Annotated in this window: 16 protein-coding genes, 1 tRNA gene and 1 riboswitch; of the genes, 7 read left to right on the forward strand and 10 right to left on the reverse strand. The window is 49.6% G+C overall.

The window, feature by feature from the left end:
* Positions 1-1,695: 1,695 nt before the first annotated feature.
* The 5 genes from nox to galE form a co-directional block, all read right to left on the reverse strand.
* Positions 1,696-3,027, reverse strand: a complete 1,332-nt coding sequence (nox, locus tag KPC83_RS00770; RefSeq protein WP_216278700.1) for a H2O-forming NADH oxidase — start codon at positions 3,025-3,027, stop codon at positions 1,696-1,698.
* 340 nt (positions 3,028-3,367) lie between these two features.
* Positions 3,368-3,441: transfer RNA gene (locus KPC83_RS00775), tRNA-Gln, on the reverse strand.
* 54 nt (positions 3,442-3,495) lie between these two features.
* On the reverse strand, positions 3,496-4,404 hold the full coding sequence (locus KPC83_RS00780; RefSeq protein WP_216278701.1) for a peptidoglycan-binding protein: 909 nt from the start codon (positions 4,402-4,404) through the stop codon (positions 3,496-3,498).
* Positions 4,405-4,461: 57 nt separating this feature from the next.
* Positions 4,462-5,496 (reverse strand): polyprenyl synthetase family protein, encoded by a 1,035-nt coding sequence (locus tag KPC83_RS00785; protein ID WP_216278702.1) that lies wholly within the window; start codon positions 5,494-5,496, stop codon positions 4,462-4,464.
* A gap of 27 nt (positions 5,497-5,523) precedes the next feature.
* On the reverse strand, positions 5,524-6,585 hold the full coding sequence (gene galE, locus KPC83_RS00790) for a UDP-glucose 4-epimerase GalE (RefSeq protein ID WP_216278703.1): 1,062 nt from the start codon (positions 6,583-6,585) through the stop codon (positions 5,524-5,526).
* Between the two features lie 165 nt (positions 6,586-6,750).
* Between galE and KPC83_RS00795 the strand changes: the two genes are divergently transcribed.
* Complete coding sequence (locus KPC83_RS00795; RefSeq protein WP_216278704.1) at positions 6,751-7,974, forward strand: CHAP domain-containing protein; 1,224 nt, start codon at positions 6,751-6,753, stop codon at positions 7,972-7,974.
* A gap of 127 nt (positions 7,975-8,101) precedes the next feature.
* On the opposite strand, the gene KPC83_RS00800 is transcribed toward KPC83_RS00795, so the two are convergent.
* The 3 genes from KPC83_RS00800 to KPC83_RS00810 are packed head-to-tail and all read right to left on the reverse strand — an operon-like array spanning position 8,102 to position 11,281.
* Entirely contained in the window at positions 8,102-8,908 is an 807-nt protein-coding gene (locus KPC83_RS00800; protein WP_216278705.1) for an energy-coupling factor transporter transmembrane protein EcfT, read from the reverse strand.
* Positions 8,892-10,748, reverse strand: a complete 1,857-nt coding sequence (locus KPC83_RS00805) for an ABC transporter ATP-binding protein (protein ID WP_216278708.1) — start codon at positions 10,746-10,748, stop codon at positions 8,892-8,894. The genes KPC83_RS00800 and KPC83_RS00805 overlap by 17 nt, the downstream gene beginning before the upstream one ends.
* Positions 10,745-11,281, reverse strand: coding sequence for an ECF transporter S component (locus tag KPC83_RS00810; protein WP_216278709.1), 537 nt, complete (start codon positions 11,279-11,281; stop codon positions 10,745-10,747). The genes KPC83_RS00805 and KPC83_RS00810 overlap by 4 nt, the downstream gene beginning before the upstream one ends.
* A 4-nt stretch (positions 11,282-11,285) precedes the next feature.
* Positions 11,286-11,423, reverse strand: a riboswitch (FMN riboswitch).
* Between the two features lie 97 nt (positions 11,424-11,520).
* On the opposite strand from KPC83_RS00810, the gene murB reads away from it, so the two are divergent.
* Positions 11,521-12,465, forward strand: coding sequence for a UDP-N-acetylmuramate dehydrogenase (gene murB / locus KPC83_RS00815; protein WP_216278710.1), 945 nt, complete (start codon positions 11,521-11,523; stop codon positions 12,463-12,465).
* Between the two features lie 172 nt (positions 12,466-12,637).
* On the opposite strand, the gene KPC83_RS00820 is transcribed toward murB, so the two are convergent.
* A complete protein-coding gene (locus KPC83_RS00820) occupies positions 12,638-13,714 on the reverse strand; it encodes a DMT family transporter (protein WP_216278711.1) in 1,077 nt (358 codons plus the stop codon).
* Between the two features lie 229 nt (positions 13,715-13,943).
* On the opposite strand from KPC83_RS00820, the gene KPC83_RS00825 reads away from it, so the two are divergent.
* A complete protein-coding gene (locus KPC83_RS00825; RefSeq protein WP_216278712.1) occupies positions 13,944-16,991 on the forward strand; it encodes an insulinase family protein in 3,048 nt (1,015 codons plus the stop codon).
* 31 nt (positions 16,992-17,022) lie between these two features.
* On the opposite strand, the gene KPC83_RS00830 is transcribed toward KPC83_RS00825, so the two are convergent.
* On the reverse strand, positions 17,023-18,555 hold the full coding sequence (locus tag KPC83_RS00830) for a carboxypeptidase M32 (RefSeq protein ID WP_216278713.1): 1,533 nt from the start codon (positions 18,553-18,555) through the stop codon (positions 17,023-17,025).
* Positions 18,556-18,962: 407 nt separating this feature from the next.
* Between KPC83_RS00830 and pheS the strand changes: the two genes are divergently transcribed.
* The 4 genes from pheS (at position 18,963) to KPC83_RS00850 (ending at position 24,306) form a co-directional block, all read left to right on the forward strand.
* Entirely contained in the window at positions 18,963-20,039 is a 1,077-nt protein-coding gene (gene pheS, locus KPC83_RS00835) for a phenylalanine--tRNA ligase subunit alpha (protein ID WP_305828552.1), read from the forward strand.
* Positions 20,040-20,074: 35 nt separating this feature from the next.
* Complete coding sequence (gene pheT, locus KPC83_RS00840) at positions 20,075-22,528, forward strand: phenylalanine--tRNA ligase subunit beta (RefSeq protein WP_216278714.1); 2,454 nt, start codon at positions 20,075-20,077, stop codon at positions 22,526-22,528.
* 60 nt (positions 22,529-22,588) lie between these two features.
* Entirely contained in the window at positions 22,589-23,545 is a 957-nt protein-coding gene (locus tag KPC83_RS00845; RefSeq protein WP_216278715.1) for a hypothetical protein, read from the forward strand.
* Positions 23,546-23,904: 359 nt separating this feature from the next.
* Positions 23,905-24,306, forward strand: a complete 402-nt coding sequence (locus tag KPC83_RS00850) for a hypothetical protein (protein ID WP_216278716.1) — start codon at positions 23,905-23,907, stop codon at positions 24,304-24,306.
* Positions 24,307-24,312: the final 6 nt, after the last annotated feature.

Raw genomic sequence — 24,312 nt, forward strand, 5'->3', positions numbered from 1 at the left:
TTAGCAGTACGGACAAGGTATTGCATTCTTCGAATGCAATACCTTGGTCTGCCTACTCAAACTGCCTCTGTTGCAGTGCTTCCTTTTAGCTAATAAGTGATATATACGCTGTATTACATTAACGCTCAAGGAGGAAACGGGCCTAGTGTACGATTTTTTGCAAGAGGTTAAGTATACTTTGCTAGAGTAAAGCGTCTTTCCTGCGGAAACGCTGAAAAGTTCGCTTGTACAGACCCCCTATACTTGGACCACAGGGAATAATTCGTACACTAGAGCGATTTGCTTCCAGAAACCCTGAGTTTTCGCAATTTTGTAAAGCTATTACAAGGTATTCCAACACTGCAATTCATTACGGCACGTTACGCAGCAGTACAGCTAATGCACTAAACACAAACTACCACCACCATCACATCGATAAGTTACACCTGTCGTTTTGGCAAAAATGACGAATTTGTACTCTCTATAACCCAGCGGGTTAGTATTTGTCCTACAAAACCGCAGGTAGATGAGCTGCGAGTAAGTTGACAGCTGTCTCTTTACGCCAAATTCGTCAAAAATGACAGGTTATTGCGTCAAATTAGTCATTTTTGCCAAAGCATAGGTCAGAGGTGTTATTTGACCACTAGATTTGATTGTTTTCGCCAGATTTCAAGTTTTGTTTGCTAATCTGATTTCCGCTGGTGGCAATACCAGCCCAACGCTTTTTGACAGAAATGGGCAATTTGGTAGTGTAGAACCCCCGTGGGTTATTCGTTATTTTATGAACCTGCAGGTAGATGAAGTATATCCTTTCCTGCTTTAGGGGGTTTATTGCCAGATTGCCCCTTTTTGTCAGTTTTTACTGCCAAATTGCCCGTTTCTGTCAAAATTGCTCAGCCAAGTTGTCGTCGTTTTGAAATCTATCTGTACATATGAGAAACGCGCTACTTTTTCAGAAAAAGTGTTTGCGAACTACTCTTTTCTTGATTTGAGTTTTTGGAAAGAACGATAAGTAGGTGAATGACCAAGGTATTGCGTTCGGAGAATTCTGCCAAGCATATTCGTAGAATGCAATACCTTGGTCTATTTCAAGTTGAGAAACGAGAAGTTTTGCGGAGTACACGTTTCGAGGAAGTCTTTCGAGTGAAAAAGCCCTTGAAGCGGGATTTCTCTCTGGTTGCGCAGGAGTTGCAACTAAACCCTTTTCATCCTATACGCACTGCTTGTGCATGGCGGAGTGTGGAGTGAGCTGAGTGTCGTATAGGTAATGGGTCGTTACTGTAAAAATAGGACGAATGATTGTGCTCGGAGAATTTTGCGAAGCACATTCGGAGAGCGCAATCATTCGTTCAGCTGATATGAGGTGATAAGCAAACTACAGAGGGAGAATTAGCTCGTAAAGCAAGTGAGACAGAGCTACAACATAAGGGTGGCATAGCTTTTCTAAGGGAACTTTCGCGTAGCGCAGTTCCCGTTAAAAGACTATGCCACCCTATACGTTTACGACTCATTCATCACATAGACGAGGTGAAAACTATGCCACCCCATACACTTGCAATTCATTCTCCCAGCTTAGACGACGCAAAAAGCCTACGTCACTCAGCAAGCTTACGAGCTATTCGTCCAGTTGGCAAAGTGAAGCGACATGAAGCAAAATCAGAGCTGCAACCACACCCCACACCCCGCCTCCGGGAAACGAGCAGCTGCTTATTCCGCTTATTCAGCGCCGAGAGCACACATGGTGATGTAGTTATACGGCTGGTTAAAGTGTGGAAGGAAGAAAATATCCAGCAACTTGAGCTTGTCGATAGTTACACCCTCTTCAATTGCAAGCGAGAAAAGGTGAATGCCCATCGAAATGTCCTCAGTGGAAGCTAGCTGCGCTCCAACTACGCGACGGCTGCTCCGCTCGTAGACAATGCGAATCTTGACGCTTGCATTTTTGCGCATGAAGCCCGGACGCTGCAGGTCTTCAAAGTCAGCATGGCATACATCTAAGCCAGCTTTGGTTGCTGCAGTCACAGAAAGACCAGTTGATACCATGTTGTAGCCAAAGATTGAAATGCCGTTTGAGCCCTGAACACCAATAGCATCAAGCTGTGTACCACCAACATTGTGACCAGCAACAATACCTGAACGTACAGCGTTTGTAGCAAGCGCAATATAGGTAGTAGCCTGGAGAGCATTAGACCAAATGCTTGCGCAGTCGCCAATGGCATATACGTCTGGGTCGCTTGTTTGTTGGTGTGCATCAACAAGATAAGCGCCGTTCTTAAGGCACTCAAGATGCTCACGACCAAGCTCAGTATTTGGCATAAAACCAATTGAGTTGATAATCAAATCAGCAGGGTAGGTGCCTGATTCGGTTTCCAGTGCAGTTATGCGACCGTTTTCTCCATGAAACGCTACTGCCCGCTCACCAAAGTGACATTCAATGCCATGCTCGGCAAGGTTTTTGTCCATTGCCTCGGTAAAGTTGGGGTCGTAGTAGCTTGCAAGTGAGGTGGGAGCAATGTCAAACAAGCGTACATTTTTGCCACGGCGTTTAGCTGCCTCAGCTATTTCAACACCAATATAGCCAGCACCAATCACGGCAACATTGTTAACCTGTTCGTCGCTCATCCAGCGATCGACCTCTTGACCCTCTTGGAAGAGCTTCAAGAAGCAAATACCATCTAGGTCATGACCGGGCAGCTCGGGCGCAATGGGCAAAGAGCCGGTAGCCAGAATAAGCTTGTCATAGCTTTCATCGAAGCTGCTGCCATCAGCTGCTGTGCAATGGACAACATGTGCGTCAAAGTCGATGCTCTCAACACTTGTCTCAAGATGAATCTGTGCACCCTTGTCTTCAAACGCCTGTTTGTTGGTATAGAACAGGTTTTCGTATGAATCAATCTGACGGCCAACCCAAAGTGCGGTGCCGCAGCCCAAATAACTAAGATTGGTATTGCGGTCAATCATAACAACTTGCTGGTCAGGATAGTTATCCAGCAAGGTGTTAGCAGCTGCAATACCTGCATGATTGGTTCCAACAATGACAGTCTTCATAACATGCCCCTTTCACGCGAGCAACAGCGCTCAGCTAAAATGTTGCGCGGTCAGCTGAGAGGTTGTGAGGCAAGCAATCTGCAGTGCCCTTAATCCATAAAAGCAACAACAAATGGCACAGCACATACTCTCAAAATGCAAGCATCTGCTTGAGCATAAAGTGCTTCTATTCTAGTCACATTTATGGATATGCGCCAATCGCGTTTTATCTGCGTGAATATCTGAAGAAAAATGTACAAACTGGCATGATGCTTGTAATACCAGGGCGTGGGTTTTAGCAGAGATTCACGGCGAGCAAAAACAAAACAGGTCAGGCTCGGAACCTGACCTGTTAAATAGCTGGCTGGGGCGGAGGGATTCGAACCCCCGTAACCGGCACCAAAAACCGGGGTCCTGCCGTTGGACGACGCCCCACTGTAAGCCGCACGCAAAAGCCTGCAAACTCAACGCCGGTATAGTGTAGCGTAATTAGGCGCTTAATGCATCACATACTCCATCAAGAAGTTTAAGCGCCAACATTTGTGCATCATTTGCGGTGAAGGAACCTGAGTTAGCCATGCCGGAAATCTCGAGTCTCAGGCGGGCGGGCGGTACTTTTGCTGCAGCGTAGGCGGTCTGAATACGCTGTGCAAGGTTGCTGACCTCACTTAGTACGATGGTTGCCTGCGGCTCAGCATCATCAGGGAGACTGCGGCTTGCAATATCAATAATAAAATCAACATCTTCTGGAGCGGTGCCATTAAAGAGCACCATACCGCTGTTGATGGTTGTTGCAGAGGCGATATTCCACATGCGCGATGCAACATTGCGCGAGATAGGGTCTTCGCCGCCCACTGCCACACGCACCTGTTCGAGCACGCTTGCGGCGCGTGCAAGACCCATGCGTGCGTGAGTAACCGCTTCGACTACGGAAGGCTTGCCGTCCCAAACGTGGCGCAGGCGAGCAATATAGCTAAACGTATCTTGGAAAGCCATGCCATCGGCAAACAAGCCAACATTCTCCTGAAACTCCTGGAGTGCAGCCTCGGTATGCGGACCAAAATAGCCATCAACAACACCGCAGGCAAAGCCAAGTGTGTTAAGCGCTTGCTGAAGCTCGGCAACATCGGCTCCATGAAAGTTAGGAAGCCTGAGATAGAGCGTGCGATCGCCTAGCTTATACGAGGCATCAACAAGCATGCTCCATGCAGGCATATCAATATCTTCAAGCTCGGGCAAGCCCTGTTCAGCGCGAAACGAACGCACTGCAGAAGCGGTGCTAGCTCCAAAGCTTTGCTCTTCGAGTTCGCGTTTATCAATCGAAAAGCCAAGACCAACAAGACGCGTCTGTACGTCTTCGACGGCAGGCCCCGTCATTCCTACTACGATGGGCTCCATGGCAATGCCTTTCAATGCTCAACAGAAGCGCAGTGCTTCTGGCGGTGTGCTTGTGTGCTAGTGTACCCGATGAATAAAATAGTCTGCCATGTCCATGAACAGGCGATAACTTTCTGGTTCAAATTCAATACCCGCAAGATGCGATTTTGCACGTTCTACCAGCTGCTTTGCCTGCTGAGCTGCAAAATCGCGGGAACCACATGCATCAAAAAGCTCAATAGCCCGTGCTATCTTTTGAGGTTCAGAGGTATTTGCCTTAAGTAGCGCAATAAGCTCCTCGCGCTGAGCGCATTGAGCATGAGTAAGTGCGTGAATAGCTATTAACGTGCGCTTTCCCTCTGTGATGTCGCTACCTTGGTCTTTTTCAGGCGCGCCATCGCGAACATCAAGGTTGAGAAGATCGTCTTGAATTTGAAATGCCAAGCCAGCGTCCATACCAAAGCTGCGCAGCGCCTCAATTTGTTCAGGGCTGCCACCGCCGATAATGGCACCGCAGGCAAGCGGCGTTGCAGCGCTGTAATAGGATGTCTTAAGCCGCGCCATATTCAAATAATCTTCAACAGAAAGGTCAAAGCGCTCATCACGTGCCCAACCCAAGTCAAGTGCTTGTCCCTCAATTGTGCGCGTTGTCATAGCGGTTAGCTCGTCGATAATCAATAGCTTGATGCTATCCTGGAGTGTTTTGTCCTCGAGTACGGTATGCACTACCCAAGTCAGGGCTAAATCTCCACAGTTGATTGCAAGTGCTTCACCCATCTGTATGTGCAGGCAGGGCTCGCCGCGTCGTAGTTGGCTGTGATCGGCAATATCGTCATGAATAAGCGCCGCACTTTGAAAATGCTCAATGGCTGCAGCTGCTGAGTACGCTTGCCAAAAGTCGCCGCCGACAGCTTTGGCTGCCAGCATGCATATGAGCGGACGTACGCGCTTGCCGCCGTTTTGCGTAAAGCGTGTGAGCGGCTCAAAGAGATAGCGCTCTAAGTCTGCCGACACTGTTTGCGCGGGGTTTGTTTGCCCTAAATAGGCAGTTTTAAGGTGCTCGTTGAGCGGCTCAACATGCTCTGCTAAAAAGGCAAGAAAGGAACCAGACACGGCTATGCGCTCCAAACGTCCTGCACGCTATTGAGCATCTTCAAAGCCGTTGGGATTTGCTGATTGCCAAGCCCATGAATCGCGGCACATATCGGTGATGTCAAAGCGCGCTTTCCAGCCCAGCATCTGCTCAGCTTTGCTGGCATCACACCAGTTGGCGGCTATGTCGCCGGCACGACGCTCGCGAATAACATAGGGGATTGGCTTGCCCGCGGCTGCTTCAAAGGCATGAATCACCTCAAGCACGGAGCTGCCGGTACCTGTTCCGAGGTTAAATATTTCAACCCCTGTTTTACCGTGCATCCAGTTAAGCGCAGCAAGGTGACCTTGTGCAAGGTCAACAACGTGGATATAGTCGCGCACACCGGTGCCATCAGGGGTGGGATAATCATTGCCAAAAACCTGGACTGCTTCGAGCTTGCCAACAGCAACCTGTGCTACATAGGGCACCAGATTGTTAGGAATACCTTTAGGGTCTTCGCCAATAAGACCTGAGGGATGCGCTCCAATGGGATTAAAGTAGCGTAGCAAAACAACATTCCACGCGGGGTCGGAGCTATAAATATCGGTAAGAATCTGTTCAATCATCCATTTGGTCCAGCCATAGGGGTTGGTCACCATCTTTTTAGGAGAAAGTTCGGTCACTGGTGGCTCGTCGGGGTCGCCGTATACGGTTGATGAGCTAGAGAAAATGATAGATTTGCACTCATGAGCTCGCATGACGTCAACAAGCGCCAGCGTGGAGCCAAGATTATTATGGTAGTACTCAATAGGCTTGCTAACACTTTCGCCTACCGCTTTATAGCCTGCAAAGTGAATGACACAGTCAATAGCGTGTGAAGTAAAGATGTGGTCTAGTGCTTCGCGGTCAAGGAGATTAGCTTCATAGAAGTGAAGACGCTCGGCATTTTTTTTGCCAACAATGGCGGCAACGCGCTCAAGAGCAACGGCGCTCGCGTTAGAAAGATCGTCAACTACAACCGCTTGATAGCCAGCTTCGAGCAGTTCAACAACGGTATGTGACCCAATAAAGCCCGCACCGCCGGTTACGAGGACACAGCCTTTGCTGTTGGTTTGTGTATCTGACATACAAGCTCCTTTTCGAGTTGGCCTACATCAAAGTATACTCCCGCCTGTGTGGAGTAGGTCTACATTCCGTTAACGCTTGATGGAGATTGGCACCCGAGCGGTTGCTGAGGTATCCTATATCCGTCGTTTTACCGGAGACATATATATAGAATAAACGGAGAACGTATGTCACGAACAACAAAAACGAGTGAAGAAGAGCAGCTCACAAAGCTTAACTCTTCTTTTGAATACACGGCAGAGCTTTCTCGTCGCAATGCCTTGAAGGCTGTTTTAAGTATGGCTGGCGCAGCGGTGCTGTTTGGTTTTCCACATTTAGCACAAGCTGCTGATGCAACTGAGGCTACTAAAAAAGCACTAGCTGAGGCACAGGCAAAATACGAGCAAGTACAAAAACAGATGAATGAGCTTGCTGCTCAGTTCCAAGAGCTCAGCGTGAAGCAGGATCAAACGCTGTCACAAATCGAGGCTGTTCAGAACCAGATTGACGCTACGCAGCTTGAGATTGAAAAGAAAGAAGCCGAGCTCAAAGCAAAGAAAGGTATTCTTTCTGACCGGGTTTCGAGCAACTATAAAGCAGGCGGCACTGATGCGCTTGCTATGCTGTTGTCCTCCTCTTCATTTGATGAGCTTATTTCAAAGACCTTTTATCTCAACAAGGTAAATGAAAGCGACCAAGAAGCGATTGCTGCGGTTAACCGTGTTCAGCGTGAGCTTGAACAACAAAAGCTTAATCTTGAAAAGCAAAAGAGTGAGCTTGAGGCGCTTAGAGCAGTGCAAGCTGAGCAGCTCAAGGCTATGAACGCTAAAAAGGACGAGGTGCAGAATCTGCTCTCAAATTTGTCCGATGATGTTAAAGCGTTAATCGCTCAGCGCGACAAAGAGATTTTGGCTGCGGCAAAGGCCGAAGAAGAAGCACGTCGTGCAGCGGCTGCTGCTCGTCAACATGCAAATGGCGTGCGCGGGAGCGCGGGTGTTCGTCCGGGCATGAGCCAAACGGTTGCCGGTGCAACTGCGCAAAAGCGCGTGGTTAATTCTTGTGGTGTTACTCCTTCGCCAGGCTATGGCCTTTGCGCTGCATGGGTGAGCTACGTTTTTGAAAACGCAGGCTTGGGATATGTAGGCGGTAATGCCAACGATATGTATAACGCTTGGTGCACATCGTCAGATAAAAACAAACTTAAGGTTGGCATGATTATTGCTGTCTCGTCGCACCCGCAAACGCAGGCAGGTCAGGTTTATGGTCATGTTGGCGTGTACGTGGGCGGCAACACCGTTATGGATAATATTGGATATATTCGCTCCATTAACCTTGACCAGTGGATTAACTTCTATGGAGAAACCGTTACGCCGCGCTGGGGCTGGGCAAGTGGCATCAACCTTGAGGCCTAAGGCTTGAATTGAGGCTTAGCTTATTTAGATATATTGGGCGCTGGGCATAGCTCAGCGCCTTTTTACGTTCAATTCTACTAACTTGTTTGGTGCTAGGTAGAATGTATGCCATCAAAGCAGGCGATGCCTACAGAAGCAACGTACAGCCTGCAAGTGCACATATATATCCGCAAAAACAAGCGATAAAGAGCCCGTCGATACGCCAGCTTAAGCGCAGGTCATGATAGTGGCTGTGCGTTTTGCTATGTCCATAGGCACGTACTTCCATAGCACGTCCAAGGTTTTCGGCGTGGCGCATTGCGCTTGCAAAGAGCGGCACGAGTAGCGGAATACTTGCACGAATAGACCCAACAACACCAAGCCCTTCAAGTTGGGCACCCCGACTTATCTGGGCAGTTCGGATAATGTTGGCTTCTTGTACCAAAATAGGTACAAAGCGCAGGGTAATTGAGAGCATAAGTGCGAGCTGCTGTACTGGCACGCCAATGCGCGCGAGAGGTGAAAGAAGGCGTTCAAGCGCGTTACAAATTGCTGTAGGTGTTGTGGTGAGCATAAACGTAATGCCCGCGAGAAGCAGCATCAAAAAACGCACAGTATACATGAACGCGGCAGTGAGACCACTTAAGTGGAGGTGCAGTATGCCAAGTTGGAAGATACGAGGCCCAGATTGAACAAAAAAGAGATTAAACAGTGAGGTTATGAGCAGGAAGGCACAAAGGGGGCGAAGCTGTCGTGCAATAAGACCAATTTGTACGCGCGATGCTATGCATGCGCTGAGTGAGGCGAGTGTACAAAGAGCAAGCGCAGGGAGGTTTTGCACCATAAAGCAGCTAATCATAAAGAGAATACAAATGAGCGTTTTGACGCGCGGGTCAATTTTATGAATGAAGGAGGTTCCGGCGAAGTATTTCCCCAGACTAGTGCGTATCACCATGTCGCTCCTCTTTACTCATTGAATGTGACGGCGTATCAAGTGCTATAAGAAGCTGCTCTACGAGTTCTGTGAGCGTAAGCGCACTCGGCGTTGTTTTAGACAGTAGCCCTAAGGCTTGCAGGTGCTGGGAGAGGTGTAGCGCGGCGGGGAGTCCGGGTGTGCGTAGCGGCTGAGCGCTAAAAACTGCACGCGGACTTCCCTGAGCAACTATATGCCCTTGTTCCATGCAGATAAGCTGGTCTGCAAACTCCGCTACATCATCAAGGGAATGTGTAATCACAATGAGGGTAGTGCCGGCGGCTTTAAGGCGCATGAGGGTGGCGCGCATATGGTCGCGCCCTACAGGGTCAAGCCCTGCCATGGGCTCATCAAAAATGATGCATGCTTGCTGCATGGCAAGTATCCCGGCAAGAGCTACACTGCGCTGTTGTCCGCCAGAGAGATTAAAAGGCGAGCGCATGAGAAAATCTTCACGCGCAGAGATGCCCAGCGTGGACAGCGCGTCAATAACACGCCTTTGAACCTCATCGTTAGAGCAACCAAGATTGCGCGGACCAAAGGCAATATCATCAAAGACAGTTTGTGCAAAGAGCTGACGCTCAGGAAGCTGGGTCACATAGCCAATGTTGCGCCTAAGTTCTGCACGCCGACGCTTATCGGCGGTTGATATATCGCCCACAAAAATGCGACCCGTGTTCGGTTGAATATGTGCTGCCAAAAGTTCTGCAGTAGTTGACTTGCCAGAACCTGTCCGCCCCACGAGAGCAACTAAGCTACCAGGGCTTATTGTAAAGTTTAGATTCTCTACGGCAAAGTTTGATGAGGTATTACTGGGTGCGGAATAGCTAAAGCTCACCTGCTCAACTGAAAGAGCGGGAGCGTTTATATCTTGTGTAGAAACCGCCTTATTTGCAGCGAGCATATTGGAATCGATACCAGACCCAAGGGGCTGACCTGTGGGTTTATATGAGTTTTGCACGCCTGGACCGTGCTGCACACCCATACCATCTACTGGCTTTGATATATGTTCTTGCAACCACGAGATAAGCTCGTCCTCTTGCGCACAAACAGGCAAGATATAGCCCGCATCCTCAAGTTGGGCGGCAACACGAAGGCTAAAGGGCAGCTCCAGACCGAGCTCTTGGACGCGCGTCCGGTTAGCAAACACCTCACAAGGGCTTCCCTCATATGCAATTTTGCCTTGCTGTAATACAAAAACCCGGTCAGCATCGAGCGCATCTTCCATGAAATGGCTTACATGAACAATGGTGATGCCTTGCTGGTTGAGCTGTACAATAATGCGTTGAATATCAGCATGCCCTTCTGCATCGAGCATAGCAGAGGGTTCATCAAGCAAGAGAATACGCGGGTTCATAGCAAGCGCACCTGCAAGAGCAATACGCTGCATTTGTCCACCAGAGAGTGTTGTGGGGTCAGCATCTGCATAGGCACTCATATGTACCGCGGCAAGTGCAGCATCAACACGCTTGGCAATTTCGGCTGCAGACACGCCGAGGTTCTCTGGACCAAAGGCAACATCATCAGCAACAATGCTCGTGACCAGTTGGTCTTCGGGCTGCTGAAATACCATGGCAAGATACTGGCGAATGTAATGGATAGAGTCGGGCTCTTCAAGCGTGGTTTTCATTATCTGCACGCTGCCGGTTTGTGGTTCTAACAAACCGGCAATCACCTGCAGAAGGCTTGATTTGCCCGAGCCATTTCCTCCTAGAATACAAATATGTTCACCTGGCTGAACAGTGAGAGACACATCATCAAGTGCTTGCACATCACCATAAGAAAGTGAAATATGTTGAAGTTGAATATGGGGACTAATCATGAGCGATGAGCTGCAAGTACATTCATGCAAGGAGCTAACAGCATCTGACCCATAACAAGGTTTATGAGCATCTTTAAGGCGTTAAATGGTAAGAGTATGGGCAAAATCATAGCCGCTGTTTGCATGAGGGTTACTGAGGTATAAAGTGGCGTAATGATGAGGTTGGCAGCACATGAAACAGCAATGGCAAGCAGTGCTCCTACAATCATGCCAAGAAGTGAGGCGGCGCGTGATTGCTTAGCTTTTGTGTAGATAAGCGCCGCAGGCAGCACAAAGCTCACGGTATTGAGTGTTCCCATAATCATGCCAAAGGGATTAAAAAAGAAGTGTGGGAGCCAAGATATAACCGCAACAGCAACTCCTAGTTTTGGTCCAAAAGCAAGGGCTGCTATGACACATATAACACCAGAGGGGTCATAGGACAGCCAAGGAGCCGCCGGAAAGATAGGGATTTGAATAAAGCTAACAATGAGGGAACACGCAGCAAGCATGCCGCCCACAGCAATGGTGCGCGTGTTAAAGGTTTGGGCCATAATAGCTCCGTTTCTTCCGTCCGGACTGTACCGTCGGCTCCGGACTGTACCGGATCGGCCTTCTCTGGCTTGCGGGCTTCTGTATCAGTTTGTTGATACAGCTACCGCCGGTGGGGAATTGCACCCCGTCTTGAAACATACATCTACACTATACGCAAACAGACAAACTATGCAACGGCGGGTATGATGAACGCAATAAACGGCGCATAATTACCGATGAGAGGATTCGAGAGGATTCTATGCACGAATACGATAGCTTTAATGAAGAAGTGTTAGGTGCTCTTGGAGCAGTTGTTGGCGCAGATAGCGTGCTTATGGTTGAGCCTATGCGAGAGCACACTACCTTTCGTGTAGGAGGTCCGGCCGATGTCATGGTGTTTCCACATTCGGTTGAGGAACTGGTACAGGTATTAAATATCGTATCAGTGGCACAGCTGCCAATAACAGTGGTTGGCAATGGCTCCGATTTACTGGTAAGCGATCGTGGTATTCGTGGTGTCGTTGTGTTGCTACGTGATACCTTTGCAACAATACGCCTTGAAGGAACAAAGATATATGCCGAGGCAGGAGCTTTATTGCGCGATGTTGCCCTTGAGGCAGCTACGGCATCGCTTGCTGGTATGGAAGGACTTTGGGGCATACCGGCAACCGTAGGTGGTGCGTGTCACATGAACGCAGGAGCTTATGGTTATCAAACTGCAGACGTTTTAGAGTCGGTACAGGTATATGTTCCGGGTGTGCCAGGTGAGAAGGGTCGCGTGCAAGAGATTGCGGTGGCAGAACTTGCGATGGGCTATCGACAGAGTCGTATACATGATGAAAATCTGATTGTGCTTTCTGCACGTTTTGCTCTTTGTCCTGATACGGCTGAAGATATTCAGGCGCGTATGGCAGATTTTCAGCAGCGCCGCGAAGAGAAGCAGCCTCTTGAAATGCCGAGCGCAGGCTCAACGTTCAAGCGCCCCGAAGGATACTTTGCCGGTAAGCTTATTATGGATGCTGGGTTGAGGGGTGTTCGTATAGGCGGTGCACAGGTATCAGAAAAGCATTGTGGCTTTTTGGTTAACACGGGTACCGCGCGTGCGGCAGATGTTGATGCTCTTATTAAGCATGTACAGGATGAGGTGTTTCGTCAGTTTGGCGTAACTCTTGAGCCTGAGGTTAAGCGCATCGGTGAGTTCTAAGTTTGGAGCCTGCAAGGGTGGACTAGTTTGGAGAGCGAGGCAGCAAAATGTTGCTTCGCTGCGCATAACGCTGTAATACCGCGCGTGTCTGCCAAACTGTGTAGGGCGAGCTTGTTGCGTTAAGGCTGTTGAACTACAAGAGTTTTAATAACCGCAAACCGCTCTACATTCGCTAAACCGTTAAGAACACCATTGCAATAATAAGCGCAAAGCCTATGAGGTCAGTGGGCGCAAAAACCGTGCCTAAAAAGATTGCACTTAATACAGTGGCAGAGATGGGCTCCACGGTTCCCAGCAGGCTTGCGCGCATTGAACCAATTTCTTTAACACCTTGTAGATAGAGCTGATAGGCCAAAAAGGAACCAACGACAATTAAGATTATAAGTGCAAGTATGCCATCGGCTCCAAGGTGTGGCAGATTATTCCACGGTTGCGCAAGGGCGCATGCCAAAATGCCTGAGCTAAACATAGCAGAGCCAGTTACTACGGTAGAGCCATAGTGCGGCAAAATATTAACTGGCGCAACCACAATAAAGGCAGCGGCAGCTGCTGTGAGCAACCCGAGAACAAGACCGTCAAAAGGAATTGCCAAGCTTGTGGGGTTGCCTCCCGTTGCAATGAGATAGGTGCCAAGCAGCGCGAGCGCAACGCCTGCAACCTCGCGCTTACGTGGTAAGCGCTTAAGCCGGATACAAGAGATGACCATAACAATGAGGAGCTGGAGGCATTGCAATACGGTGGCAGTTCCGGGGTTGGTAAGCTTAACGGTCATGAGATAGGCAACCTGATTGCCAAAAATGCCCAACAGCGCAAACAACAGGAGTTCTCGCCGGTGAGCGGGTGTAGTCCACATCTGTTTGAGCTTTTCACGCTCGCGGGCAAAGGCAAGCAACATAAACAAAACGCCTGCAAAGAACTGTCGAATACTTGTGAGCCACATTACATCGAGATGATAGTTTTGGAAGAGGTAGCTCGCAGTGGTACCCGATAAACCCCAAAAGGTGCCCCCTAAAATGGTTACGCTTACTCCAAATATGAGCTTTCGCCCGGCTTCGTCATTAAGGCGTGCGCGTATAGTTTTACGCTGGGCACGTTCGCTTGACCTTGCTTGTATGGGAATAGCTACCGGCTCGGTATTGACAGGTGACGCATCTGCTTGGACCGTGTGCTGAGGCTCTTCAACACCGGCGTTGAACTGCTGTTTTGTGTTGTGGTTGGTTACGTGATGGTTCTGTTGTACATCGTTCATGGGCGCAGTCCTTGTGTGTGAAATTTAGCACAGCTACCTTATCCCATCTTTGTGCCATATGTATAAATTCACCAATTCTGTGCCGCATAGTGCATGAAATATCGATGAACGGTAGCAATCTTTCGATATGCGTCACAAGAAAAATGTTCTGTTGCTGTATGAGATGGGTATGCTTAAGCCATATGATTGCAACTTGGTTATTTGTACCATGCAAGCTAAAGGAGTGTGCATGACTTCAACAAGCCCTCAAGTGTCGAGCTCTGCTCGTGAGCGCGCGCAGAAAATATTGACGCCATATCTTGGTTCTCACCAGCAGCTTTCAGGTTTTGTGGTGGAGCGAAGCGAAACTATAGATGAGCTTGACTGCGAAGCCTACGTTATGAGGCACACTGCCTCGGGCGCGCGTTTGCTCTACCTTGCCTGCGAAGACGATAACAAAGCCTTTGCTATTGGTTTTAAGACTCCGCCTACTGACAACACGGGTGTGTTTCATATTCTTGAGCATTCGGTGTTGTGTGGGTCGGCAAAGTACCCCGTTAAAGAGCCTTTTGTAGAGCTTATTAAAAGCTCTATGCAAACCTTTCTAAATGCTATGACGTATCCGGATAAAACGGTTTATCCGGTGGCAAGCACCAATGAGCAAGACTTGCTCAATCTCATGGACGTATACATGGATGCCGTACTTAATCCGGCAATTTATACCAAGCCTGCTATTTTTGAGCAGGAAGGCTGGCATCTTGAACTTGATGTTCCTGAAGGAGCGGCGCTCACAGACCCAGAAACTCATCTGCGCTATAACGGTGTTGTGTATAACGAGATGAAAGGCGCCCTATCAGACCCTCTGAGCGTACTTGATGATGCCATTAACAAAGAGCTTTTCCCCGATACCGCATATGCCTATCAAAGTGGTGGCGATCCTCGGGCTATTCCTGAGCTCACGTATCAGGCCTTTTTAGATAACCACGCGCGTCATTATAATTTGGCAAATAGCTATATCACGTTGTATGGCAACCTAGATATTGTGGCAACACTGGCGCATCTTGAAGAGCGTTTCTTAAACGATCAGGTGCGTGCACGCGATGCTGAGGCGCGGCGTGCGGCGGCGCCCGATGCGCAGCAACTGGAGCGTGCATTAGCGGCAGGCCCTAATCCGCTAGAGATACAAGAGCCTATAAGCTGCGAGTATCGCAAAATTCAGATGCAAACGAGCCCTGAGAATGCAACGCTTGGTCTTGCCTATGTGTTGGGTGGCAACGGCGTGCTGGATCGTAAGCGCATTACAGCAGCTGAGGTGCTCGTGAGCGCCTTGTTTGATAGCAACGAGTCTCCCATTAAAAAGCTGCTGATGTCTGAGGGTTTGGGTAGCAATGTTTCTGCCTATACGCAGAGCGCATGTTTGCAGCCCTACGTGCTGATTACCGTACAAGGAGCACGCCCTGATGCAGCTCAACAGCTTCGCGAGCTCGTGGAGCGTGAGGCGGCGCGGTTAGTTACAGAGGGTATTCCACGTGAGCGCCTAGAGGCCATTCTCGCAAATAGTGAGTTTAATTTGCGTCAGCGCGACTATGGCACCGCTGATGGAGTCGTTTTGGCTTGTGAAGCCTTGTCAACTTGGCTTTATGATGACAATGCGGCCACACTGGCTCTGAGCTATGCACCGCTTTTTGAGGAGCTACGTGCCGAGCTTGACACAAACTATTTTGAGGAGCTGCTGCGTTCGCTGGTGCTCGAGAATACACATCGTGCGCTGGTTGAGCTTGTGCCAACCAACGAGGCGCTTGATGATCCAAGTGAGGCTCAGCTCCAGCAGCTACGTACTGAGCTTGATGAGGCTTCTCTGAAAGAAATTGCACACCAAGTTGATAGCCTGCGCGAGATTCAAGAGGCTGAGGATACGCTTGAGGCAATGGCGACACTTCCTCGTCTGCACGTATCAGATATTGGAGACCCCGCGGCTGAGCCCGCCCTGGTGGTTGACACTTCTACACCGCTGACCTGCTTAAAGCATGATATTCCAACACGTAAACTTGCCTATATGGCAGCGTATTTTGACCTATCACACGTAAGCTTTATTGAGCTGTCATACGCAAGCATATTAGCGCGGCTCATGAAGCAGCTGGCAACAAAGCACCATTCGGCAAGCGAGCTTGACAGCTACATTACCTCGCAGCTTGGCTTTTTGTCATTTAGTGTGCAGATTTTTTCTCAGCCGGATTGGCGCTTGGCACGTCCGGTGCTTAAAGTGAGCGCGGGTGCCTTGTCAGAAAAACTAGATGCGCTGGTTGATATTCCGCGTGAGGTATGGGCAGAGACTCTGTTTGAGGATACCGACCGCATTCGTGACGTGTTGGGTCAGATGAAATATGGTCTTGAGCAAAGCTTTTTGAATGCGGGACATCAGGCAGCTTTGGACCGAGCCATGAGTTATGTCAGTCCTCCTGCGCTTGCGGGGCAGCAGGTTTCGGGCATTGATTTTTATCGCTTTATTTCTGAGCTGCTTGCAAACTTTGATGAGCGCGTTGATGAGCTGGTTGAGCGCATGGAAAACTTGCAGGCGCGCATTTTTACGTCAACTAATCTGGTTATGAGCTTTACTGGCTCTGATGAAGATTATCGTCGTTTTTGGGAGAAGGCAGGAAACCTCGGTCTTGAACCGCGTAAACACCCTGAGAAAGAAATGATGGTGCGTTGGCCTGAGCCTCGCGCAGAGGCATTTATTATTCCGAGCGACGTGTGTTATGCCGCGCGTGCAACCGACCCGCGTATCCCAAATCTTAAGCTTACAGGTGCATGGAGTGTTGCATCACGGGTACTGAGCTTTGACTATCTGTGGAACGAGATTCGCGTTAAGGGCGGTGCCTATGGTTGCGGATTCCGAGCGGCAAAAGACAGGCAGCTCGCTTTTTATACCTACCGTGACCCGGCAGTTGATGCATCACAAGCACGTATTGATGCTGCGGGCTCGTGGTTAGCAAACTTTGAAGCCGACCCAGAAACCTTTGAGGGCTATATCGTAAGCTGCACAGCTTCCCTTGACGCGCCATTATCGGCATACGCGCTCGCTGCTCGCCAAGATGAGGAGTTCTTCTCTAAGCGCCGCGCTGGTTGGCGTGAAGAACTGCGCCAAGAAATACTCTCAACCACGCAAGATGATGTGCGTGCACTGGGCTTAGTAATTGAAGAGGCAACACGCCAGGCACCACTTTGCGTTTTTGGCGGTCGTGAGATTGTTGAACAAAGCACTCTTAATCTCAATGTGGTTGAGCTGTTGGGCTAGGTGCTCACAGCTCAACCATTGTGTGCTGCATTTAGAGCTTGTATAGCTCGCTAAACTTGTCTTCGAGATAGCGGCAGAAGAACTGAGCATCAAAGGCGGCTCCGCAGGCGTCGCGAATAATCTCAGGGGCATCTTTTGCGCGGCCCCACTGCCATATGTTCTCATTGAGCCAGCTGCGAATTGGGGCGAGGTCGCCATGAGCGCAGCTTTGCTCAATGGGTACCTGTGCGCGATTCATGGCATCAATGAGCTGCGCATCATAGGCTGAGCCCAGCGCATAGGTGGGGAAGTAGCCAAAGCTGCCACCGCTCCAGTGTGTATCCTGCAAGCAACCTTCTGTAAAGTTAGGCACGTCAAGACCTAAGTACTGCTTGGTAAGGTCGTTCCAGAGACGAGGAATATCTGCTGCTCTTGCCTCGCCTGCAAAGAGCGCCTGTTCAATTTCGTAGCGAATCATGACATGAAGCGAATAGGTTAGCTCATCGGCCTCGGTGCGAATGAGCGAAGGACCAGCAATATTGACTGCATGATAGAGCTCATCCTCAGAGACCTTGTTGTATATCTCAGGTGCATGAGCGCGTAAAAGCTTAAGCAGTGGTGCCATAAAAGCGCGAGAACGTCCGAGCGTGTTTTCAAATAGGCGGCTCTGGCTTTCATGAATACCGAGTGAGGTTCCACTAAAGAGGCAGGTATATGCAAAGTCTGGCTTGATATTTTGCTCGTATATAGCGTGACCAGCCTCGTGAATAACCGAATACACATTGGACATAAGGTTGTCTTCGTAGATGTGAGTAGCAACGCGCACATCACCGAGCGCAAATCCTTCTGAGAACGGATGCTCGGTAAAAGCAAGCGTGCTTCCTGGCATATGTAGACCCACAAGTTTCATAAGGTCATACGACATGGCGCGTTGTACCGGCTCGGCTACAGGGTTTGTAAGAAAATCAGCTTTTGGACGGGGTGCTTTTGCAATCGCGGCTACAAGCGGCACAATGGTTTGTTTTGCAGCGTCACAAAAAGCATCAAATTGAGCCGAGGTTAGTCCTCGTTCAAATTGGTCGAGCATGACATCGTAGGGGTCACGCTGGCTATCTAAATAGCCTGCGTGCCGCTTGAGTGTGTCAACCATCTGGTCAACATAGGGTTCAAAGGCTGCCCAATCATTTGCTGGTTTAGCTTTGTGCCAGACAGCGTTGGCCTCACATACAAGTTTTGCCCAAGCTACCGCTTCATCTTCTGGGATAGCGGCTGCTTCACGTTGGTCACGGGCAAGAACGCGCACACGGTTAAGCAGGGTGGGGTCAGTTTCTGCTCCGGTATCAACAGCCGCTTGTGCCTCGTGTACGAGCTGCTTTGCACACTCGCTGGTTAGCAGGCTGTGATGTTGTGCCGTGAGGTAGCCAAGTGCTTCTCCGCGGGCATCAGCGCCGTCTTCGGGGGCTATTGTTGCTCCATCAAATTCGGCTATCTTCATAAGATATTCTTGTGACCAGAGTTCTCGCTCAAGGGCATCAAGGCGCGCTTTGACGGGCTGTACAGAATCGGTTTGAGTGGTTTGAGACATTAGGAAACTCCTTATGTGCGGTAGTGCATTGTCCAGAGACTCAGTGTAGCGTGAGTCTTGTTACAGAAGTATATGTCTTACTGCTAAATCTTGGCGGGTGTGCTATTCTTGCCTTCAACGCGATGACGGAGAGGGTGCTTGAGCGTTTGCATACGCCAAGAGAGGCATGGTCGTGGGCTGAAAGCCGTGCTGCGTATGTGTTTGGGCGCGTTCACTCCTGAGCAGCAACTTGAACAGTGCACTATGCGCCCAGTAGGGAAGCCGCAAGCCCTAGCGATATAGGGTAGTAGCGGGCATGTCGGACAGACAACCGGCAGCCAAGCGAGGTGGTACCGCGGATTCATCCGCCCTGGCTCTATTTCTTAATGGATTGAGACGGGGCGGATTTTTTGTGAGAAGGGATAGCTATGAGCTTGTTGGATGACTTGCGCCAGCTTGAAGTGCGTGCACGTCAGTTGATTGCGTCAGCTGAGACGCAGGAAAAACTTGAAGAGGCGCGTGTTGCACTTTTGGGGCGCAAGGGTGAGCTAACTGGCATGATGCGCATGATGGGACAGCTCACACCTGAAGAGCGGCCGCAGGTAGGCAAGTGTGCCAATGAGGTGCGCAGTGCAGTTGAACAGGTGCTTTCTGAGCGCATGGCGGCTATGAAACAGGCGGCTCAAGAGCGCAAACTTGCTGCCGAAGCGCTTGACATTACGCTTCCAGGCGTGCGTCCACATCTGGGCCATCAGCATCTTATTAGTCAGATTATTGAAGAGATTGAAGATGTCTTTTGCTCGATTGGCTATACCGTTGAGTCAGGTCCACAGGTTGAGACAAGCTATTACAACTTTACTGCCCTAAATGCGCCTATGGACCATCCCAGCCGTTCTGCACGTGATACGTTCTATGTGCTCGATTTGGCACCCGGCTCGGTTGCGCACCCTGAGGTACATGCGCAGGGTGAGTCAGACGTGTTATTGCGTACGCAAACCTCAGGCGTGCAAATTCATACCATGGAAACCCAGACGCCGCCCATTTATATGATTGCTCCGGGGCGTGTGTATCGTCCTGATACTGCTGACGCAAGCCATCTCCCGCAGTTTAATCAGGTAGAGGGCTTGGTAGTTGATAAGGGTATTAGCTTTGCAGACCTTAAGGGCACGCTCGACTACTTTGTACGCTCTATGTTTGGTAAAGACCGTCGCACGCGCTACCGCCCGCACTTCTTCCCGTTTACTGAGCCGTCGTGTGAGATTGATGTATCGTGCGGGGTATGCCATGGTGAGGGTTGTAGTTTTTGTAAGCACTCAGGCTGGATTGAGATTTTAGGTGCAGGCATGGTTGACCCAAATGTGCTTGTAAACTGCGGTATCGACCCTGAGCTGTATTCTGGTTTTGCCTTTGGTGCGGGTGTGGAGCGTATCGCTGCACTTCGCTATGACCTTCCCGATTTGCGCACGCTGATGACCGGCGACATGCGCTTCTTGGCTCAATTTTAATCTGGTACATATCAGGCACATAAAGGAGTTGTTTTATGCGCGTTTCTTATGACTGGCTCAAAACCCTGGTAGATGTACCAGCAGACCCGCACGACTTGGTTCGTGAGTTTGTACGCACGGGCACCGAGGTTGAAGCCGTTGATGTGGTAGGCGAGCAGTTTGACCATATTGTGACCGCACAAGTTGTATCTAAGGTGGCGCACCCCGATTCTGACCACATGTGGTTGTGTCAGGTTGATGTTGGTGAGCATCATCTAAATACGGAAGGCGAGCCAACACCGCTGCAAATTGTATGTGGCGCTCAGAATTTTAATGAGGGCGACCACATTGTAACTGCGCTGGTGGGCGCTGAGTTGCCGGGCGGCGTGCTTATCAAGAAAAGCAAGCTCCGCGGTCAGGTTTCTGAGGGCATGAATTGCTCAGCTCGGGAGCTTGGGCTCAGCACAGACCATGAGGGCATTATGATTTTGCCTGCTGATGCGCCGGTTGGTATGCCCTTTGCTGAGTATTTAGGCACTTCAGACACGGTGCTCGATTGTGAGATAACGCCAAATCGTCCTGACTGCCTGTCAATGGTGGGTATTGCGCGTGAGGTAGGAGCTATTTTCGATTGCGATACTCATATTGAGATGCCAACTATTGCGACTGAGCAGGGTGCGCCTACCGCCGATGAGCTATCGGTTGAAATTACTGATGCAGCACTTTGCCGTCGGTATGTGGCGCGTATTATACGCGGCGTAAAAGTTGCTCCTTCGCCTGAGTGGTTGGTTCAGCGTCTTGCAGCACTCAAGATTCGTCCGCATAACAATATTGTTGACATTACCAACTACGTTATGATGCTAACTGGTCAGCCGCTTCATGCCTTTGACCTTGCTAGTTTTTCTGAGCAGGCAGGTAAGCGCAGGGTGTATGTACGAGCAGCGCATGAAGGTGAGCGTTTTGTGACACTTGATGGTGTTGAGCGCGAGCTTGCTGAGGGCATGGCGCTTATTACCGATGGCGTGCGCCCCGTTGCTCTGGCAGGTGTTATGGGCGGTGCTGACTCTGAGATTAGTGATACAACCGTTGATGTTTTGCTAGAAAGTGCTTGTTTTGATGCGGGACGTACAAGCCATACCAGCCGCAATTTGTCGCTGATTTCTGATGCAAGCATTCGGTTTGAGCGTCAGGTTGATGAGCGTGGTTGTGTTGACGTTGCCAATATTGCCTGCGCTTTGATTGAGCAGCTGGCAGAAGGTCAGGTTGCACCTGGCTATGTGGATGTATATCCTGCTCCGTGTACGTTACCTGAGCTTGAATTACGCTTGCCGCGCGTGAAAGCTATCTGTGGTGTTGAGATTCCCGTGGCGTTTGTGGTGCGTGCGCTTACACGTCTGGGTTGCACGGTTGTTGAGGGAAACGAGCGTTTAGAGGTAACTCCTCCGAGTTATCGTCCTGATTTGGTACGCGAGATTGACCTTATTGAAGAGATTATTCGTCTTTGGGGCATGGACCGCGTACCGGCACAGGTTCCTGCGGCAAAAAATCATATTGGTGGTTTGACAGCTGAGCAGCACACGCTGCGTATGATGGGGCGCTTGTTGCGAAGCTGTGGCTTAAATGAAGCCACGAGCTTTAGTTTTGCAGCTCCTGGCGATCTTGAGCGCCTAGGTATGTCTGCAGATGGCCGTGGTTGCGCCGTTGAAATTATGAATCCTTTAGTGGCTGAGCAAACAGAACTTCGTCGTTCTTTGATGCCTGGTTTGTTGCAGTCGGTGGCTTACAACAATGCTCACGGAACACAGCAGGTCATGCTGTATGAGATAGGCGAGCTGTTCTGGGGGCGTGAGCATAAGAGCTTACCGCGTGAGCTGCGCTCCGTTGCTGGTGTGTTTTCGGGCACCGCAGCACTTGATACGTGGAATCAGCACCATCATGAACTGCGTTTCTTTGATGCAAAGGGAGTGGTAGAAGAGCTTTTGACTCAACTGCGGATACCTAAACCGCGCTTTGTAGTTGCCACAGGCGAGCAGTATAGTTTCTTGCAGCCAGGGCGCGCAGCAGAGGTGCAGAGCGGTTCAAGTGTACTTGGTTGGGTGGGTGAAATTCACCCCAACGCTTTACGCGCCTTTGATATTGATACGCCAGTTGCGGCTTTTGAGCTTAATGTTGAGCTGCTGTTAAGGCTTGCTCAGGCACAAGAGCAATATCGTGAGTATTCGAGTTTTCCCAGCGTAGACATTGACCTCGCGCTGGTAGTTGACGAAGACGTGAGCTACGCCGATATTTTGCAGCGCTTACATGCAGCGGGAGGCAACTTACTTGCTGATGCGCGTCTCTTTGATGTATATCGCGATCCGGTACGGGTGGGCAAAAATAAAAAGTCTATGGCTTTTGCACTTACCTATCGCGCTGCTGACCATACGTTAACCAGCGAAGAAGTTGAACGAGCACATCAAAAACTGGTTACTAAGGTGTGTCGCGCTGTTAATGGAGAGGTTCGTTCGTAGCTTCTTAAGAACGCTGCCATATATGGCGTAAGAAAGGGGAAGGCGCGTCGCGCTTGTTATATGCCAAGTTGGAATATTCATATTGCGCAAACAGAAGCCGTACTTGAGAGGGCAAGCTCCCTCGCGCGATTTATTCGCGATCAGAATGCGTTTTTGTTTGGCAATGTGGTGCCTGACATTATGGTGGGTTATATGGTCCCGGGCATTGAGGAGCCTTTGCCATATCGCGTGACGCACTTTGCCAACTCAGAACCTATTCCAAAACCCCGAGAGCAGGAGTTTTGGGAGCTGTATGTTGCGCCACTTTTGCAGAGGGTACCGGCATGTAATGAGTGTGATGTGGTGCCTATGGGCTCAATAGCGGCAGAGACGGCAAGTGTTGTCGAGCGGGTTCGGGCGGCGGAGATGCGGCGCGGGCCAGAGATATGCTGTGGGTGTGCCTGTGCTGAGGTACAGCCGGTGAGTGATGTTTCTGGATTATTGCCAGCCTTGTCGAGCGGTGTTGGTGTTATATCGTCTCAATTGTTGAGTAACATGGTTATGCGCGTATCACCGGTGAATGAAGTGCAACTCCAGTGCTCCGTACTTGACCTAACCTTAGGAGCCTGGGCGCATCTTCTGGCCGATAAGCTCTGGAATCTGCGTGTCAATGAGTTTTTAGATGTGCGCGGCGACAGGCCAAACGATCAGTTTCGCCGCAAAAAACAAGCCGACTTTGATATGTTTGGTAAGACCTTACATATCGATGCATTCCCTCAGGTGACAGAGCGTTTACTACAGGCTGCGGCGCATTTTCCGCAATATAGTATTGATGGTGTGCACAGCATCGCAGCGGTTGGCGTGGCACACGAAACTGTTCGTGCTAATGAGCTTTTACAGACAGAACCAAATTATTGCATGCTTGATGCGCGGTTTTTTGAGCAGACCTTCTTTGAGGTAGTTGAAACAACTGAGCAGTTGTTTGCTGAGCGTTTGAATGTTTTAGACGTGTCTGTTACACCTGCAGTTGCAAGTTAAAAGGTGCTTTTAAGCTTCAAGTTTCAAGTTTGTGCGGGTCTGCCCGAGTTCGCGCAACCGTAATAGCGTGGCTAAACTCTTGTACCAGCGAATGCTCTTGAAAAATATTGTCAAGACCTTAGAGAGTCAGTTTTTTGTGTTTTTGATAGGGAATCTGTATATGTATTATGGATAGTTCTTACATACCCGCTTCGGGTATACGTCTCTGAACTGCGAAAAAATAGTTTTGATATAGATTTGTATGAGTTTCGGACTAGCTTTTTTATAGATTTATGCACGATTTTGGGAGATAACAGGGTGCATCCTTGGCGCCAGTTACAGAGTTGAGTAAACCTCAATTGAATGTAAGGAGGCACCTGTTGGAAACAATATTTTGTTCTACCTCATCGTTTTATATCCATAGAATCCCACCGCAGTTGTTTGAATGCCTGCTTGAGGCGGCAGCAACCAAGACTGAAGCAGTAACACATAAAAAGGCTTTGATGGCTTTACTTAGAGATATTGCACCGTTTCCCCTGCGTATACTCACTTTTTGTCGCGATAGGCGCCGGCCAAGTAAAGGTATTAAACCTATGGTACTCAATGATATTGTAATCGATGATTATGTGATACCAGCCTGTTCAGATTGCGCCTACACAGATGCACGCGTGACAGCAGTAACTCTGTCACGGGATATTTCTTTGATTCATTTGTGTATGGCTTTATTTGAATTAGCGGCAGTTTTTCGGTATTTGAAATTCCCTCATGTTACAGACAGGTAATAGGGG

This window comes from Collinsella sp. zg1085 (genome assembly GCF_018889955.1).
Lineage (GTDB): Bacteria > Actinomycetota > Coriobacteriia > Coriobacteriales > Coriobacteriaceae > Collinsella.

Excerpts from the sequence above, each read along its gene's own strand:
- nox (WP_216278700.1), bottom strand. The coding sequence starts at position 3,027 with ATGAAGACTGTCATTGTTGGAACCAATCATGCAGGTATTGCAGCTGCT.
- KPC83_RS00780 (WP_216278701.1), bottom strand. The coding sequence starts at position 4,404 with ATGGAGCCCATCGTAGTAGGAATGACGGGGCCTGCCGTCGAAGACGTA.
- galE (WP_216278703.1), bottom strand. The coding sequence starts at position 6,585 with ATGTCAGATACACAAACCAACAGCAAAGGCTGTGTCCTCGTAACCGGC.
- KPC83_RS00795 (WP_216278704.1), top strand. The coding sequence starts at position 6,751 with ATGTCACGAACAACAAAAACGAGTGAAGAAGAGCAGCTCACAAAGCTT.
- KPC83_RS00800 (WP_216278705.1), bottom strand. The coding sequence starts at position 8,908 with ATGGTGATACGCACTAGTCTGGGGAAATACTTCGCCGGAACCTCCTTC.
- KPC83_RS00805 (WP_216278708.1), bottom strand. The coding sequence starts at position 10,748 with ATGATTAGTCCCCATATTCAACTTCAACATATTTCACTTTCTTATGGT.
- KPC83_RS00810 (WP_216278709.1), bottom strand. The coding sequence starts at position 11,281 with ATGGCCCAAACCTTTAACACGCGCACCATTGCTGTGGGCGGCATGCTT.
- murB (WP_216278710.1), top strand. The coding sequence starts at position 11,521 with ATGCACGAATACGATAGCTTTAATGAAGAAGTGTTAGGTGCTCTTGGA.
- KPC83_RS00820 (WP_216278711.1), bottom strand. The coding sequence starts at position 13,714 with ATGAACGATGTACAACAGAACCATCACGTAACCAACCACAACACAAAA.
- KPC83_RS00825 (WP_216278712.1), top strand. The coding sequence starts at position 13,944 with ATGACTTCAACAAGCCCTCAAGTGTCGAGCTCTGCTCGTGAGCGCGCG.
- KPC83_RS00830 (WP_216278713.1), bottom strand. The coding sequence starts at position 18,555 with ATGTCTCAAACCACTCAAACCGATTCTGTACAGCCCGTCAAAGCGCGC.
- pheS (WP_305828552.1), top strand. The coding sequence starts at position 18,963 with ATGAGCTTGTTGGATGACTTGCGCCAGCTTGAAGTGCGTGCACGTCAG.
- pheT (WP_216278714.1), top strand. The coding sequence starts at position 20,075 with ATGCGCGTTTCTTATGACTGGCTCAAAACCCTGGTAGATGTACCAGCA.
- KPC83_RS00845 (WP_216278715.1), top strand. The coding sequence starts at position 22,589 with ATGCCAAGTTGGAATATTCATATTGCGCAAACAGAAGCCGTACTTGAG.